The organism is Kribbella sp. NBC_00482 (assembly GCF_036013725.1).
Lineage (GTDB): Bacteria > Actinomycetota > Actinomycetes > Propionibacteriales > Kribbellaceae > Kribbella.
The window spans coordinates 6,968,496-6,984,812 of record NZ_CP107881.1; the positions used below are offsets into that span (position 1 = coordinate 6,968,496).

13 protein-coding genes are annotated in these 16,317 nt (G+C 68.2%); 8 read left to right on the forward strand and 5 right to left on the reverse strand.

The genetic code is table 11. The features are described 5' to 3' along the window. Positions 1-3: 3 nt before the first annotated feature. Genes OHB24_RS33840 through OHB24_RS33855 form a run of 4 tightly spaced genes read right to left on the reverse strand, consistent with a single transcriptional unit; the run spans position 4 to position 5,284 of the window. Positions 4-2,070 carry an ABC transporter ATP-binding protein gene (locus tag OHB24_RS33840; protein ID WP_327634957.1) on the reverse strand — a complete coding sequence of 689 codons (2,067 nt, stop codon included), beginning with the start codon at positions 2,068-2,070 and terminating at the stop codon, positions 4-6. Then, positions 2,067-3,800, reverse strand: a complete 1,734-nt coding sequence (locus OHB24_RS33845) for an ABC transporter ATP-binding protein (RefSeq protein ID WP_327634958.1) — start codon at positions 3,798-3,800, stop codon at positions 2,067-2,069. The genes OHB24_RS33840 and OHB24_RS33845 overlap by 4 nt, the downstream gene beginning before the upstream one ends. Further along, complete coding sequence (locus OHB24_RS33850; protein WP_327634959.1) at positions 3,800-4,471, reverse strand: TetR/AcrR family transcriptional regulator; 672 nt, start codon at positions 4,469-4,471, stop codon at positions 3,800-3,802. Before OHB24_RS33850 ends, OHB24_RS33845 begins: the two co-directional genes overlap by 1 nt. 42 nt (positions 4,472-4,513) lie before the next feature. Beyond that, positions 4,514-5,284, reverse strand: a complete 771-nt coding sequence (locus tag OHB24_RS33855) for a TetR/AcrR family transcriptional regulator (RefSeq protein ID WP_327634960.1) — start codon at positions 5,282-5,284, stop codon at positions 4,514-4,516. A gap of 155 nt (positions 5,285-5,439) precedes the next feature. Here OHB24_RS33855 and OHB24_RS33860 point away from each other — a divergent pair, with 155 nt between their 5' ends. The 3 genes from OHB24_RS33860 to OHB24_RS33870 are packed head-to-tail and all read left to right on the forward strand — an operon-like array spanning position 5,440 to position 11,289. Continuing rightward, complete coding sequence (locus tag OHB24_RS33860) at positions 5,440-7,320, forward strand: ABC transporter ATP-binding protein (protein WP_442914009.1); 1,881 nt, start codon at positions 5,440-5,442, stop codon at positions 7,318-7,320. 43 nt (positions 7,321-7,363) lie between these two features. Further along, positions 7,364-10,132 carry a DEAD/DEAH box helicase gene (locus OHB24_RS33865; protein ID WP_327634961.1) on the forward strand — a complete coding sequence of 923 codons (2,769 nt, stop codon included), beginning with the start codon at positions 7,364-7,366 and terminating at the stop codon, positions 10,130-10,132. Then, entirely contained in the window at positions 10,129-11,289 is a 1,161-nt protein-coding gene (locus OHB24_RS33870) for an SWIM zinc finger family protein (protein WP_327634962.1), read from the forward strand. Before OHB24_RS33865 ends, OHB24_RS33870 begins: the two co-directional genes overlap by 4 nt. 3 nt (positions 11,290-11,292) lie before the next feature. Here the strand turns inward: OHB24_RS33870 and OHB24_RS33875 are convergent, their stop codons facing one another. Continuing rightward, positions 11,293-11,715, reverse strand: coding sequence for a DUF4232 domain-containing protein (locus tag OHB24_RS33875; RefSeq protein WP_327634963.1), 423 nt, complete (start codon positions 11,713-11,715; stop codon positions 11,293-11,295). Here OHB24_RS33875 and OHB24_RS33880 point away from each other — a divergent pair. The 5 genes from OHB24_RS33880 (at position 11,714) to OHB24_RS33900 (ending at position 16,289) form a co-directional block, all read left to right on the forward strand. Next, positions 11,714-12,004, forward strand: a complete 291-nt coding sequence (locus OHB24_RS33880; RefSeq protein WP_327634964.1) for a hypothetical protein — start codon at positions 11,714-11,716, stop codon at positions 12,002-12,004. The genes OHB24_RS33875 and OHB24_RS33880 overlap by 2 nt on opposite strands. Positions 12,005-12,163: 159 nt before the next feature. Further along, positions 12,164-12,664: a GNAT family N-acetyltransferase gene (locus OHB24_RS33885; protein ID WP_327634965.1), complete on the forward strand. Its 501-nt coding sequence runs from the start codon at positions 12,164-12,166 to the stop codon at positions 12,662-12,664. A gap of 111 nt (positions 12,665-12,775) precedes the next feature. Next, positions 12,776-14,461, forward strand: coding sequence for an ABC transporter substrate-binding protein (locus OHB24_RS33890; protein WP_327634966.1), 1,686 nt, complete (start codon positions 12,776-12,778; stop codon positions 14,459-14,461). Beyond that, positions 14,458-15,411: an ABC transporter permease gene (locus OHB24_RS33895; protein ID WP_327634967.1), complete on the forward strand. Its 954-nt coding sequence runs from the start codon at positions 14,458-14,460 to the stop codon at positions 15,409-15,411. Before OHB24_RS33890 ends, OHB24_RS33895 begins: the two co-directional genes overlap by 4 nt. Then, positions 15,411-16,289 (forward strand): ABC transporter permease, encoded by an 879-nt coding sequence (locus OHB24_RS33900; protein ID WP_327634968.1) that lies wholly within the window; start codon positions 15,411-15,413, stop codon positions 16,287-16,289. Before OHB24_RS33895 ends, OHB24_RS33900 begins: the two co-directional genes overlap by 1 nt. Positions 16,290-16,317: the final 28 nt, after the last annotated feature.

Consider the following 16,317-nt stretch of genomic DNA (forward strand, 5'->3'; position numbering starts at 1 on the left):
AGATCAGCGGGCCATTGGGCGGCCGGCTGGTGTTGCTACTGGGGGTGCGATGGCTGCGGCTTCTTCGTCGATGTCTACTACGGCGCCGCTGAACTGGGCGTTGTAGAGGCGGGCGTAGGCGCCGTTCACTGCCAGGAGCTCGCGGTGGTTGCCTTGTTCGACGATGGCGCCGTCTTCCATGACGAGGATCAGGTCCGCGTCGCGGATGGTGGACAGGCGGTGGGCGATGACGAAGCTGGTGCGGTCGGAGCGCAGGGCGGCCATGGCGCGCTGCACCAGGACCTCCGTGCGGGTGTCGACCGAACTGGTCGCCTCGTCGAGGATCAGCAACTGCGGGTCGGCGAGGAACGCCCGCGCGATGGTGAGCAGCTGCTTCTCACCGGCGCTGACGTTGCTGCCTTCCTCGTCGATGACCGTGTCGTACCCGTCCGGCAGGCTGTGCACGAAGCGGTCGACGTACGTCGCCTTCGCTGCCGCCAGCATGTCCTCCTCGGTGGCCTTCAGGTTGCCGTAGAGGATGTTGTCCCGGATCGTGCCGCCGAACAGCCACGTGTCCTGCAGCACCATGCCGATCCGCGAGCGCAGGTCGTGCCGGGTCAGGTCGGTGATGTCGACGCCGTCGAGCGTGATCCGGCCGCCGTTCAGCTCGTAGAACCGCATGATCAGGTTGACCAGGGTGGTCTTCCCGGCACCGGTCGGGCCGACGATCGCGACCGTCTGGCCGGGTTCGGCGACCAGGCTCAGGTCGGTGATCAGCGGCTTCTCCGGGTTGTACGAGAACGACACGTGCTCGAACTCGACCCGGCCCCGCGAGTCCATGACCTTCTGCGGCGTCGCGTCGTCCGGCACCTGCTCCTTGGCGTCCAGGACCTCGAACACTCGCTCCGCCGACGCCACGCCCGACTGCAGCAGGTTCGCCATCGAGGCCACCTGGGTCAGCGGCTGGGTGAACTGCCGCGAGTACTGGATGAACGCCTGGACGTCACCCAGCGACATCGTGCCGGAGGCGACCCGCAGACCGCCGACGACCGCGATCACCACGTAGTTCACGTTCCCGATGAACATCATCAGCGGCATGATCAGACCGGAGATGAACTGCGCCCCGAACGCCGCCTTGTACAGCTCCTCGTTCTTCTCCGCGAAGCTCGCCTCGATCTCCTTCTGCCGGCCGAAGACCTTCACCAGCTCGTGCCCGGTGAACGCCTCCTCGATCTGACCGTTCAAGGCGCCGGTATGCCGCCATTGCGCGACGAACCGGACCTGCGAACGCTTGGCGATCGCCGCCGTCAGGATCATCGAGATCGGGATCGTGACGAGCGCGATCAGCGCCAGCAGCGGCGAGATCACGAACATCATCGTGACCACCCCGATCACCGTCAGCAGCGACGTGAGCAACTGGCTCAGCGTCTGCTGCAGGCTGGTCGAGATGTTGTCGATGTCGTTGGTCACCCGGCTGAGCAGCTCGCCGCGCGGCGCGCCGTCGAAGTAGCTCAGCGGCAGCTTGTTCAGCTTCTCCTCGACCTCGGACCGCAGGTCGAGAATGGTCCGCTGTACGACGCCGTTCAGGATGTAACCCTGCGCCCAGGACAGGAAGAACGCCCCGACGTACAACGCCAGCACCAGCAGCAGAACGTCGCGCAGGGCATCGAAATCGATACCGACGCCCGGGATCAGGTCGATCCCCTGCAGCAGGTCCGCCAGCCGGCCGTTGCCGGACGCGCGGGTCTGCTCGATGACCTGTTCCTTGCTCAGGCCGCGCGGGAACTGCTTGCCGATCGCGCCGGAGAAGATGATGTCGGTCGCGCGACCGAGGATCTTCGGGCCGAGCACCGACAGGCCGACGCTGAAGATCGCGAGCAGCACGACCCCCGACACCTGCACCCGGTGCGGACGCAGCCGCTTGAGCAGCCGCTTCGCCGAGGGCAGGAAGTCCATCGACTTGTCCCCCGGAATCCCTCCCGGAGGCCCGAACGCGCGCCCGGTGTTCGGCCGCTCGGTCGCCTTGACCGTCTTGTTGTCGGCGTTGCTGTCTGCCGTGCCGTCCGCAGCAGGCTCTTGTGACTCGCTCATGCCGCCTCCTCCGCGGAACGCTGGGACTCGACGATCTCGACGTACGTCGGACACGTGTCGAGCAACTCCTGATGGGTCCCCTTGCCGACGATCGCGCCGTCCTCGATCACCACGATCTGGTCGGCGTCGATGATCGTCGAGACCCGCTGGGCGACGACGACCACGCAGGCGTCCCGGGTGACCGGCCGCAGCGCTGCCCGCAACCGGGCGTCCGTCGACAGGTCGAGCGCCGAGAACGAGTCGTCGAACAGGAAGATCTCCGGCTTGCGGACCAGCGCCCGCGCGATCGCGAGCCGCTGCCGCTGGCCGCCGGACACGTTCGTGCCGCCCTGCGCGATCGGCGCGTTCAGTCCTTCCGGCATCGCCTCGACGAAGTCCTTGCCCTGGGCAATCTCCAGTGCCTCCCAGAGCTCGTCGTCGGTCGCGTCCGGGTTGCCGTACCGCAGGTTGCTGGCGATCGTCCCGGAGAACAGGTACGGGCGTTGCGGGACCAGACCGATCCGCTCCCACAGTGCCTCGGGCTCGATCTCCCGTACGTCGATACCGTCGACGAGCACCCGCCCTTCGGTCGCGTCGAACAGCCGCGGCACCAGCGACAGCAACGTCGTCTTGCCGGCGCCCGTACTGCCGATGATCGCGGTCGTCTGACCCGGCGAGGCGACGAGGTTGATGTCGTGCAGCACCGGCTCGGCCGCCCCCGGGTACTTGAACGAGGCGTGCTCGAACACCAGCTGGCCGCGACCGGTGAAGGTCTTGATCGGCGTGACCGGCGGCCGCACCGACGACTCGGTGTCCAGCACCTCGGAGATCCGGTCCGCGCACACCGAGGCCCGCGGCACCATGATCATCACGAACACGCCCATCATCACCGAGAACAGGATCTGGATCAGGTAGCTCAGGAACGCGGTCAGCGCGCCGACCTGCATCGTCCCGTTCTCCACCCGGGAGGCGCCGAACCACAGCACCGCGATGCTCGACACGTTCAGGATCAGCATCACCGTCGGGAACACCAGCGCCATCAGCCGGCCGGCCCGGATCGCGGTGTCGGTCAGGTTCGCGTTGGCCTCGCCGAACCGCTCGACCTCGTGCGGCTCGCGGACGAACGCCCGGACCACCCGGATGCCCGCGATCTGCTCGCGCAGCACCCGGTTCACGCCGTCGATGTTCTTCTGCATCTTCCGGAACTGCGGGACCATGCGGCTCGCGATGAACCCGATACAGATCGCCAGCAGCGGTACGGCGACCGCCACCAGCCAGGACAGGCCGACGTCCTCACGGACCGCCATGATCACGCCGCCGACCATCGTGATCGGCGCGGCGACCAGCATCGTGCAGGTGGTGACGACCAGCATCTGGATCTGGGTGACGTCGTTGGTGCTGCGCGAGATCAGCGTCGGCGCACCGAACTGGTTGACCTCCCGGGCGGAGAACTCGCCGACCCGGTGGAACACCGCGGCGCGTACGTCGCGTCCGAACAGGGCAGCCGTCTTCGCACCGAAGTACACAGCCGTGATCGTGCAGGCGATCTGCACCAGGCTGACGGCGAGCATCCAGCCGCCGGTGCTCATGATGTAGCCGGTGTCGCCCTTGGCGACACCCTCGTCGATGATGTCGGCGTTCAGGCTGGGTAGGTAGAGGGAGGCAATCGTCCCGACCAGTTGCAGGACGACCACCAGGAACAGGTTTCCCGCGTACGGACGCAAGTGCGTACGCAAGACGCGAAGTAACATCAATCATCCCCAGAATCGTGATGGCGGGCACCGTCGAGCGCGAATCCGACGATGTCCTCGGAGGCCGGTGGCTGACCGGTGTGGTGCTTGCGGACACCGTCGAAGGCGAAGTCGACGATCTCCTCGGCGGTCAGCACGTGGCCGCCGGAAATCATTGGGTGGGTGGCCGAGAACGTGAGCAGGCCGATCATCCGGACGATCTCCTCCGGGGGCACCCGGAACTGATCGGCATCCGGCCGGAGCAGGTCGGCGAACGCGGCGTTGGCCAGGTCGTTCTGACGTTTGCGCCGGGCCTCGTCCATCGGTGTCGAGTGCTTGAACTCGGGTGGCCGGCGGATCCGCAGCGCGAAGAGCAGTTTGAACACACCGCGCAGCCGCTTCTGGCCGATCTCGACCGCGACAACGGTTCGCTCCCGCAACGGCAGCGTGCGATCGACCTGCTCGAGGGCCCGGATCAGGTCCGAGGGGTCGAACACGGTCGCCATCGCGGCCTCGATCAGCGCGTCCTTGCTGCCGAACGCACGGAAGATCGTCCCCTCGGCGATCCCCGCCGCCTCGGCGATCTGCTTGGTGCTGACCTCGGTGCCGAACTCCTCCAGCAACGGCATCGCGGCCGCGAGGATGGCAGCGCGCCGTTCCTCGGGGGGCAGTGGGGTTGCTCGTGGGCTCACGGATTCAAAGGTAACTGAGTGAGTACTCACTCACAACTACATTTACCCTTCCGGCGCAGTCCGGTTCCCGACCAGCGCGGACACGCCGTCCAGCAGCCTTTCCAGACCGTACTCGAACGCGTGTTCGGCATCATAAGGGGCATCGAACTCATTCCCGACGGCCGTCCCGACGCGGGACGAGAGCGGGAACTTCTCCAGGTCGCTGATCTGATCCAGGTGCGGTACGTGAGCCAGCCACCATTCCTTGTCCGTCATCCCGGACCGCTGGATCACCTGGCGCGCCTCCACCGCCGTACGGACGGCGCCGTGCACGTAGCCGTTGACGAGAGCCACGGTCGCGTCCATCTCGAGATCGGTGAGCCCGATCCCCTCGACCGCGGTCAGCTCCCACTCGTACTTCGCCATTACGTTCGGCCCGAGCGGCGGCCGGTTGATCGCGACCTGGAGCAACCACGGGTGCCGCAGATACAGCTCCTGGTTCTCCCGAGCAACCTCGTCGAGCGCTGCCCGCCAGTCCCCCGGTACGACGCGACGCGGCAGCTCGCCGTACACGGTGTCGAGCATGACGTCGAGCAACTCTCCCTTGCCCGGGAAGTAGCGGTACAGCGTCATCGCGCCGACGCCGAGCTCGTCGGCGACCCGGCGCATCGACATCGCGCCCAGACCTTCGGCGTCCGCGATCTTCAGGGCGACCGCGACGATCCCGTCGACGGTCAGCGCCGGCTTCGGCCCGCGGGTCGGCGTGGGACGGCGGCGCCACAGCAGCTCGAGACTCTTCGCGGGGTCACCGCTGCCGCTGTGTTCCTGATTCATGTGCGCGTTTCCTTCTCACCGGCTATTCTTCGTACAGTGTACGCAGTTGACCTCAAGTCCCGTCGAGGTTCTAGCGTGAGGTTTTGTCGGTGGTGTGCGGAATCATCGACCGTCCCAGCCGATCGATTCAGCGGAGCACAGCCGTGAGCATGGAAATGACCGCGTGGAACTCGCTGTACCACGCGATGAACGCCCAGGACGAGAAGAGACCCTTCTCCCGAGCCACCCTGCAACGCATCCTCGCCTTCGCACGGCCGCACCGGCGGTATCTGGTCTCGTTCCTGGTGCTCAGCATCGGTGGTGCGGTGCTTGCGGTCGCCACGCCCGTGCTGGCCGGGCGCGTGGTCGACGCGATCGTCGGCGGCAAGGCCTTCAGCGTCGTACTGCAACTGTCGCTGCTGATCGCGGCCATCGCGGTCGCGGAGGCCGGGCTGGGAATGGTCACCCGCTGGCTGTCCGCGAGCATCGGCGAGGGACTGATCCTCGACCTGCGGACCGCGGTGTTCGACCACATCCAGCGGATGCCGATCGCATTCTTCACCCGCACACGGACCGGCGCACTGGTCTCCCGGCTGAACAATGACGTGATCGGTGCGCAGCGAGCCTTCAGCGACACCCTGTCCGGTGTCGTCAGCAACCTGGTGATGCTGGTGCTGACGCTGGTGGTGATGTTGGGGGTGTCGTGGCAGATCACTCTGCTCGCGCTGGTCATCCTCCCGGTGTTCGTCATCCCCGCGCGCCGGTTCGGGGCCAGACTGGCCGGCCTGCAGCGGGAAGCGGCGGACTACAACGCGACCATGAGCACCCAGATGACCGAGCGGTTCTCGGCGCCGGGCGCGACGCTGGTCAAGCTGTTCGGGCGGCCGGCTCGCGAGTCCCTCGAGTTCGCGGTGCGGGCGCGGCGGGTGCGGGACATCGGCGTGCGCACCGCGATGGTGCAGTGGATCTTCGTCACCTCGCTCACGCTGGTGTCCGCTCTCGCGCTGGCGGTCGTCTACGGGCTGGGCGGGTTCTACGCGTTGCGTGACCAACTCGACACCGGAGCCGTCGTTGCGATGGCTTTGCTGCTCACCCGGTTGTACTCGCCGTTGACCGCGCTCGCGAGTGCGCGGCTCGAGGTGATGACCGCGCTCGTGAGCTTCGAGCGGGTCTTCGAGGTGCTGGACCTGGAGCCGCTGATCAAGGACAAGCCGGACGCGGGACGAGTGCCCGAGGGCCCGGTGACGGTGGAGTTCTCCGGCGTCAGCTTCGCGTACCCATCGGCGGACAAGGTGTCGCTCGCGTCCCTCGAGGAGGTCGCGAAGCTGGACACGCGCGGTGGCGTTGAGGTGCTGCACGACGTCTCGTTCCGTGCCGAGCCGGGGCAGATGGTGGCGCTGGTCGGTTCGTCGGGTGCCGGGAAGTCGACGATCGCGCAGCTGATTCCGCGGTTGTACGACGTGGACTCGGGGACCGTGAAGCTCGCCGGGGTCGACGTACGCGATGTCTCCGCGGAGTCGTTGCGGGAGACGCTGGGGATGGTCACGCAGGACGGGCATCTCTTCCACGACTCGATCCGGGAGAACCTGCTGCTCGCGCGCCCCGAGGCGACGGAGGACGACCTGTGGGACGCACTGGAGCGGGCTCGGCTGGGTGAGCTGATCCGTTCGCTGCCTGATCAGCTCGAGACGGTCGTGGGAGAGCGTGGGTACCGGCTGTCGGGTGGTGAGCGGCAGCGGCTGACGATTGCGCGGTTGCTGCTCGCGCAGCCGCGGGTGGTGATCCTCGACGAGGCGACCGCCGCGCTGGACTCGACGAACGAGGCCGCGGTGCAGGCAGCGCTGACCGAGGCGCTTTCCGGACGTACGGCGGTCGTGATCGCGCACCGGTTGTCGACCATCCGGGCCGCCGATCAGATCCTCGTGATCGAGTCCGGGCAGATCGTCGAACGCGGCACGCATACGAGCCTGCTCGCGGCCGGCGGCAGGTACGAGGAACTGCATCGGACCCAGTTCGACCAGCCCGGCACGGAAGAGGCCGAAACAGTTCCGGTCTGAGTTTCTTGTAGGTGTTCTTGACGAGTGGGAGGTTGTCGGGTTGGTGGGCACGGGGCAGGAGTTGGCTGGGTGTGCGGTGGTTTTCCGGCCGGCCGATCCACCACGCACGAGCCGAGTGGCGTTCTGGGATCCGGACGGCAGTCCACTCCCCCTCGGCGTCGGCGATCAGGTCGACCTGAACCTGGTCGGTACCGGAACGGAGTTGCAGGGCGTCCGCGCCGTCGAGTTGCCGGTCGCGGAGGCGGTTCCGATCCTCGGGCGGATGCGGCGGGCGCCTGGGGCACACCCGTCGGCGGCCTTCTGGGGTGGCGCGTCCCTCGTCGCCCTCCAACTGGTTGCCCGCGGCAAACTCCTCCCCGGTGTCACCGCCGAAGGTCACGACGCGTGGCGGGTCGGCCCGCTCGACCCCGACGACATCACCCGCGTGCTCGAACTCGCTGAAGCAATGCCCGCCTCAGCGCGAGCGCTCCCCCTCACGACCTTGCGGGTTCCTGTTGCTGAGGAGTTGTTGCGGGAGTTTCTGGACGCCGTGGCCGACGGCATGCCGCGCTCCCCCGCCGCAGCGAAGGCGCACCAGACCAACCTGTTCACGGCGACCGCGCCTCAGCGCGCCGACCGTCTGCGGACCTGGGCCGACGAGGTCTCTGCCGGACTCGACACCGGCGTACGAATCTCGCTCCGTATCGAGCTGGCCGACTCGCTCGCCTTCAGCGCCGTGGTCCAACTGCACAGCCTGAAGGACCCCACCCTCGTCAGAGACGCGGACGATGTCTGGTCCGACGACGTCCCCGGCTTCGGCCCGCGAGCACGCATCGACGCCACCCTGGCGATCCGCCGCGCAGCACGCGTCTGGCAACCACTCAGCCGCCTGCTCGACTCCGCCGTACCGGACCGGATGGACCTCGCGGACGAAGAGGTCGCCGAGCTGCTGGCCGGCTTCGCGCAGCGGCTCGCCGCAGCAGGCGTGGACGTGCACTGGCCACGCAGCCTCGGACGGAAGCTCACCGCACGCGCCGCGATCACGTCAGCGGACGGGCCGCCCAGCGATCTCCCAGGCTTCTTCGGCGGCGATCGCACCCTCGACTTCAGCTGGCAGGTGGCACTCGGCGACGACCCGCTGACCGAGGCCGAGCTCGACCAGCTCGCGGAAGCCACCCGGCCGGTCGTCCGGCTCCGGGACCAGTGGATGCTGATCGATCCCGAGCTCGCCCGCAAGGCCCGCGAACGCATCCTCAAACCGGTCACCGCCATCGACGCCCTCGGCGCCGCCCTCACCGGCACCACCGAGATCGACGGCCGGCAGATCACCGTCACACCGACCAAGTGGCTCGACGACCTCCGCGCCAAGATCGCTGACCCGGACCGCGCCGACGAACCGATCGAAGCGCCGGCCGGTCTGCAGGCGACCCTCCGCGACTACCAGCTGCGCGGTCTGCGCTGGCTGTCGCGGATGACGTCGCTCGGTCTCGGCGGCTGTCTCGCCGACGACATGGGCCTCGGCAAAACGATCACGCTCATCTCGCTCCACCTGCACCGCCAGCAGTCCGCCGACACCTCCGGTCCGACCCTGGTCGTCTGCCCGGCCTCGCTGCTCGGCAACTGGGAGCGGGAGGTGCAGCGCTTCGCTCCGGGCACACCGGTACGGCGCTTCCACGGCACGTCCCGTTCGCTCGACGACGCGCGGGAAGGCTTCGTGCTGACGACGTACGGGACGCTGCGGCGTGACGCCGTACGGCTGGCCGAGCATCCGTGGGCGCTCGTGGTGGCCGATGAGGCGCAGCATGTGAAGAACCCGTCGTCCGGTACGGCGAAGGCGCTGCGGACGGTGCCGGCCCAGGCGCGGGTGGCCTTGACCGGTACACCGGTGGAGAACAACCTGTCCGAGCTGTGGGCGATCCTCGACTGGACGACGCCCGGGCTGCTCGGCCGGCTCGGATCGTTCCGCAACCAGTGGGCGCAGCCGATCGAGGCCGACAAGGACGAGGAGGTCGCGGCGCGGCTCGCGAAGCTCGTCAAACCGTTCCTGCTCCGGCGGAAGAAGTCCGATCCCGGGATCGCACCCGAGCTGCCGCCGAAGACCGAGACAGACCAGGCGGTATCACTCACCCGCGAGCAGGTCGTGTTGTACGAGGCAACGGTTCGCGAGCTGATGGCGGAGGTCCAGGCAAGCGACCGGATGGCGCGGCGCGGACTGATCGTGAAGCTCCTCACCGGCCTGAAGCAGATCTGCAACCACCCCGCGCAGTACTTGAAGGAGCCCGACGACGCGCGGCTGACCGGTCGCTCGGGCAAGCTCGAACTGCTCGACGAACTGCTCGAGACGATCGTCGCCGAGGACGGCGCCGTGCTCGTCTTCACGCAGTACGTCGCGATGGCGCGACTGCTCGAACGACATCTCGCCGACCGCGGCATCCCGACCCAGCTCCTGCACGGCGGCACGCCGGTCGCGCGACGCGAGGAGATGGTCGACCGGTTCCAGGCCGGCGAGGTGCCCGTGTTCCTGCTGTCGCTGAAGGCGGCCGGGACCGGGCTGAACCTGACTCGCGCGGATCACGTCGTACATTTCGACCGCTGGTGGAATCCCGCGGTCGAGGACCAGGCGACCGACCGGGCGTACCGGATCGGGCAGACCCGGCCGGTGCAGGTCCACCGGTTGATTGCCGAAGGCACCATCGAGGACCGGATCGCCGGAATGCTTGCCGCCAAACGCGAGCTGGCCGAGGCCGTGCTGTCCGGCGGCGAGGCGGCACTGACCGAACTCTCCGACGCCGAACTGGCCGACCTCGTCGAGCTGCGGGGAGGTGCGCGATGACCGAGGCGCAAGGCTTCCCGGCCTTCACAGCCCAACACCGCAGCACCCGGGGTCGGTCGTGGTGGGCCCGAGCCTGGGTACAGGCGATGGAAGACACCTCGCTGGACAACGGTCAACTCAAGAAGGGCCGCCGGTACGCGAACTCCGGCCAGGTCGGCACGATCACCGTCAGCCCCGGACGGATCGCGGCCACTGTCTACTCACCCGAGGACACGTACGAGTCCGTGGTCCACGTCGACCAACTGAGCGATGACGACTGGCACCGCTTCCAGGAGCAGGTTGCCTCGCGCGCCGGCCACATCGCGGCGTTGCTCGACGGCGAGATGCCGCACAACCTGGTCGAGGCGGCGTCCGATGCCGGTGTCACGCTGCTGCCGGGCATCGGCGATCTCGATCCGAGCTGCACGTGCGACGCCTGGGAACTCCCCTGCCAGCACGCTGCCGCGCTCTGTTACCAGGTCGCCTGGCTCCTCGACGCCGACCCGTTCGTGCTGCTGCTCCTCCGCGGCCGCTCCCGCGAAGCCCTGCTCGACGAACTGCAGACCACCGCGGCCCAGCCCGCCGAGGCCGGCGTCGACATCGCCGACGTACTGGCCGGCACGCCCGGCGATCTGCCCGAGCCGCCGGAGCTCCCGGCAAAGGTCGGCCCCGACGAACTCGCGGTTGCTGGAATCGAACCGCCCGGCGACCTCGGGCCGCAGGTGCTCCAGTTGCTCGTGCTCGACGCCGCCCGCCGAGCCCGATCGATCCTGAACGCGCTCCTCCACGGCACCGCCGAACCACAGCCGCTCGACGACTGGCAGGACGCCGTCCGCCTGGCGACGGACTTCCCGCAACTCGTCACGACGCTGACCGAGTCCACCGGACGGAACCTTGCCCCAGGCATCCAAGCCTGGCAGTACGGCGGCGCACCCGGTCTCGACGTACTTGAGCACACCTGGACGCCCGATCCGGCCGAGCTCAACCGGGCCCGCACGGAGCTGCTCGCCGCGGACGACGACCTGACCATCAGCGCGTCGGCGAACCAGTTGACGCTCGGCGCCGACACGCAGCTCCGACTCGACCGGGATGGCCGCTGGCATCCGTACCGGCTCGTTGAGGAGACCTGGATCCCGGCCGGTCCGCCGTCCAGGGATCCGCTCGTCGTCGAGTGGTGAGAGTCAGGACTGGGTGACGGGACGCATGGCGAGGCCCTCGGTGCCCGCCCAGTACGTGACGCGCTGGCCGTCGTCGGCCTCGAAAGAGGTGACAGGCATCTTCACCCTGACCGGCTTCTCCGCCTCGGCCTCGCCGCCGGGGCTGCCGAGGCCGACGGTCATGAACTTCACGGGATAGGTGTCCATCTGGCCGCCGGTGGCGAGCACGCCGGCGTACGCCTTCGCGCCGGGAGCGAGGGTGACTGCCTCGCCGGCGTCGGTCCCCTGCTTGACCGGGGCGTGGCCCTTGGCGTTGCCGAGAGTGACCTCGGGATAGTTCTGTACGTCGCACTTCTTGGCGCTCTTGTTCGTCGCCACGAGCATGAGGTGCCGAACGTCTTCGCCCGGCGCGTCGTAGTTCGTGGCGGTGAAAGACAGGTCGGCCATGGTGCAGAGGTCGACGCTGGCGTCGGCGGTGGGCTTCTTCGACGGCGTAGCAGTCGCTGTCGCTGCTGCCGGTTCCGTCGACTCCACCGGACTCGACGAGGTCGGTGCGGTAGGTGTCGAGCTCGTGGTGCTCTGCTGGTCCGAGGGCTTGCTTCCGTCCGACGCATTGGCTGAGCCGCACGCAGCGGTTGTCAGCAGTGCGGCGACTGCGCCGGCCCCCAGGGCATACCTTCTCCAACTGCCTGCACGCTTGCGGTTCACGTTCACTGAAGACCCCTTGTTCAGCTGACGAATTCAGGGTGATAGACGCGTCGCACTCGGTTAAAGTTGGTCGCGACTTCGGAGATGGAGGAGGTGAGTTGATGACCGCGTCAGCCCGCGCTGCGGCACGCCCGGCAGCGCCATCGGTCATTCAACTCATCCGCTGAACCTCCGAAAGGGACCTCCGTTGTCCATCACCTGGAACACCCGTGTCGAGACTCTGTCCGACCTCGCACCTCTCCGCGACCTGACCCGCGACGCCTTCGGACGGCAGTTCGAGGTCGACTTCCTGGACGCGCTCCGCGCCGACCCGGTCGCCTGGATTCCCGGGCTGTCGTTCGTCGCGACCACGTCCGACGACGAGCCGATCGCCTACGCACTCCTCACGCGTTGTCACGTCGACGACGTACCGGTCCTCTCGCTCGGGCCGGTCGCCGTGCTTCCGGCGTACCAACGGCAAGGCGCCGGCGGGGCCGCCGTACGAGCCGCTTTGGCGACGGCGCGTGACCGGCCCGAGCCTGCGGCGGTCGTCCTCGGCCACGCGGAGTACTACCCGCGGTTCGGTTTCCGGCAGGCCACCGGGTTCGGCATTCACCATCCGCAGTACGACGGGCCGAACCTGATGGCGATTGCTCTCGGCAACCACACGGTCCCGACCGGAACGCTCACCTACCCGGTCACCGGCTGAACGCGGTCCGGCGGTAGTAAAAGGTTCAGACAAACTCGCCGAATCACTTGCGCACGTGCCTTGTATACATGAAACAGTCGACAAGAACCCGCCTACCCAGGAGCTACCGCGATGACTCGTCGACTCGCACTGAACCGTTTCATCTCCGGCACCCGCCGCCGTACCGCGGCTGGGATCGGCGCGGCCGTCGTTGCGGTGGCCCTGGTCGGGACGGCCTGCTCGCCGGTCGAGCCGGCCGGCGGTGACAATCCGACGAGCGGTCAGTCGTCAGCCGGGCAGGACGTGTTCGGCGAGGCGGCCGACGCCGCGCAGGTGAAGCAGGGCGGCACGCTGACGGTCGCGCTGTCCGCCGACCCGGACAAGCTCGACCCGACGCTGTCGCGCAGCCTGTACTCGCGGTACGTCTTCCACACCATGTGCGAGAAGCTGTACGACCTCGGCCCGGACGCGAAGCTGGTCCCGCAGCTCGCGACCGCGCTGCCGACGATCTCGCCCGACGGACTCAGCCTGACGATCCCGCTGAAGGAGGGCGTGAAGTTCGCCGACGGCGGCACGTTCGACTCGAACGCGGTCAAGATCTCGCTGAACCGGGATCTCACGCTGGCCGGCTCGGCGCGCAAGAGCGAGCTCGGCCCGGTCACCTCGATCGAGACGCCGGACCCGAAGACCGTCGTCATCAAGCTCTCGAAGCCGTTCGCCCCGCTGGCCGCCGCGCTGGCCGACCGGGCCGGGATGGTGCTCAGCCCGGCCGCGGTCGCGAAGCTCGGTGCGAACTTCTCCAGCGCGCCGGTCTGCGTCGGCCCGTTCAAGTTCGCCAGCCGGGTCGCGCAGAACTCGATCAAGGTCGTCAAGGACCCGCAGTACTACGACGCCGCCAAGGTGCACCTGGACGCGATCGAGTACCGGATCATCACCGACTCCAGCATCCGCTCGGCGAACCTGAAGTCCGGCGACGCGCAGGTCGCGGACTCGTTGTCGTCGCAGGACGCGCCGACGCTGCAGAAGGACGACAGCGTCAGCGTGCTGCAGTCGCAGTCGCTCGGGTACCAGGGCCTGACCATCAACGTTGGGAACGCCAACGGGGTCGGCAACCCGATGAAGCCGCTCGACACCCCGATCGCGAAGGACCCGAAGGTCCGGCAGGCGCTGGCGCTGGCCATCGACCGGGAAGCGCTCGTGAAGTCGATCTTCAACGGGCTCAACACGGTCGCCTGCTCGCCGATCTCGCCGAAGAGCGAGTTCACCTCCGACGCGGCGCAGGTCTGCCCGGCGCACGATCCCGCGAAGGCCAAGCAGTTGCTGGCCGACGCCGGCGTGACCACGCCGTACAAGGTCGAGATGGTCACGTCGAACAACCCGGACAGTCTGCGGCTCGCGCAGGCGCTGCAGGGGATGGTGAAGGACGCCGGGTTCGACCTGGTCATCAAGCCGGTCGAGTACGCCGCTCTGCTGGACCAGCAGGACCGTGGTGACTTCGAGCTCCTGCAGCTCGGCTGGTCGGGCCGGGTCGACCCGGACGCGAACATCTACAACTTCGTCGGCACCACCGGCAGCCAGAACGTCTCCGGCTACAGCAACCCGGCCCTCGACAAGCTGCTCACCGACGCGCGCCAGTCCACGGACCAGGCCGAGCGCGTGAAGCTCTACGGCCAGGTCACCACCTTGCTGCAGCAGGACGACCCGATCATCTACATGTACCGCCAGCGCAACCTGACCGGCGTCTCCAAGAAGCTCCTCGGCATCCAGGTCTACCCGGACGGCGTGATCCGAACGGCCTTCGCAGGATTCGCGAAGTGAGGCGGTACCTGCTCAATCGGTTGTGGCAGTCCGCGGTGACGCTCGTGCTCGCGACGATCGTGGTGTTCGCCGGGGTGCGGGCGTTGCCGGGCGATCCGGCGCTGGCGCTTGCGGGTGAGGATCGGGATCCGGAGTCGCTGCGGGCGATCCGGCAGCAGTACGGGCTGGACCAGTCGTGGCTCGTGCAGTTCTGGCAGTTCGTGAGTCATGCGGCGCGCGGTGATCTCGGGCAGTCGATCCGGACCGGTACGCCGGTGCGCTCGATGATCGTCAGCGCGCTGCCGGTGACGATCGAGCTGTCGGTGCTGGCGATCCTGATCGCGAGCGTGATCGGGGTCGGGGCCGGGGTGATCGCCGCCGTACGTCGTGGGCGTCCGGCGGAATGGGCCGCGAACGCGCTAGCACTGCTAGGACTGTCGGTGCCGCACTTCTGGCTCGGGCTGATGGCGATCCTGTACCTGTCCGTTGCCCTCGGCCTCTTCCCCGCCTCGGGTTTCGTCCCGTTCTTCACCAACCCGGTGGCGAACCTCCATCACCTGATCCTCCCGGCGCTGATCCTCGGCACCGGCCTCTCCGCCGTGATCATGCGCCAGACCAGGTCGTCGATGCTCGACGCCCTCTCGGCCGACTACATCCGTACGGCGGAAGCCAAGGGCCTCTCGCCCAAGGCCGTCGTCGGAAAGCATGCCCTGCGCAACAGCCTGATCGTGGTCGTGACGATCGTCGGCCTCCAACTGGGCGCGCTGATCTCCGGCGCGGTCGTCACCGAACGGATCTTCGCGCTCCCCGGTTTCGGCAAGCTGACCGTCGACGCCGTCTTCCAGCGCGACTACCCCGTCATCCAGGCGGTCGTCCTGGTGACCGCGACGGCGTACATCGTCATCAACCTGCTGGTCGATCTCCTGTACTCCGTCATCGACCCGCGGATCCGCGTACGAGGTGAGGCGTGATGGCAGTTGCCGAAGCTTTGACGGCGGCCCCGCTCCGCAGCAACCGCCGCCGAGTGGTACGCCGGATCTTGCACAACCCGCTCGCTCTCACCGGGCTAGCAGTGCTAGCGATCGCGGTGATCCTCGCGGTGTTCGCGAACTGGTTGGCCCCGCACGAGCCCACCCAGACCGCCCTCGATCGCGCGTTCGCGCCGCCAGGCACCGCCGGCTACCTGCTGGGCACCGACGACCTCGGCCGCGATGTGCTCTCGCGGATCATGTTCGGGCTCCGGGCGTCCTTGCACGTCGGCGTCCTCGCGGTCGCGTTCTCGCTCGTGGTCGGCGTACCGCTCGGGCTGATCGCCGGGTACTTCCGGCCCGTCGACGCGCTGATCTCGCGGCTGACCGACCTGGTGCTGGCGTTCCCGTTCCTGATCCTCGCGGTCGGGCTGGCCGCGATCCGCGGCGCGAGCCTCGGCAACGCGGCGATCGCGATCGGCATCGCGCAGATCCCCGGCATGATCCGGATCGTCCGGTCCGAGACGCTGCGGATCAAGTCGCTGGACTTCGTCGCCGCGGCGATCGTCGAAGGCGCGAGCGACGCCTGGGTGCTGGGCCGGCACATCTTCCCGAACGCCGGCTCCGCGATCATCGTCCAGGCCACCGTCGGTATCCCGGCGGCGATCCTCGGCGAGGCCGTGCTGTCGTTCCTCGGCCTCGGCATCCAGCCCCCCGCGCCGAGCCTCGGCACGATGCTCGCCGACGCGCAGCAGTTCGCGTCCCGGGCGCCGTGGGCCGCGGTGATGCCGGGTGTCGCGATCATGCTGCTCACGCTGGCGTTCAACATCGTCGGCGACAGCCTCCGCGACGCCCTCGACCCGAAGGCGAGCCGGCGATGACTGCATCTACTGATGGGCATGTTCTGGC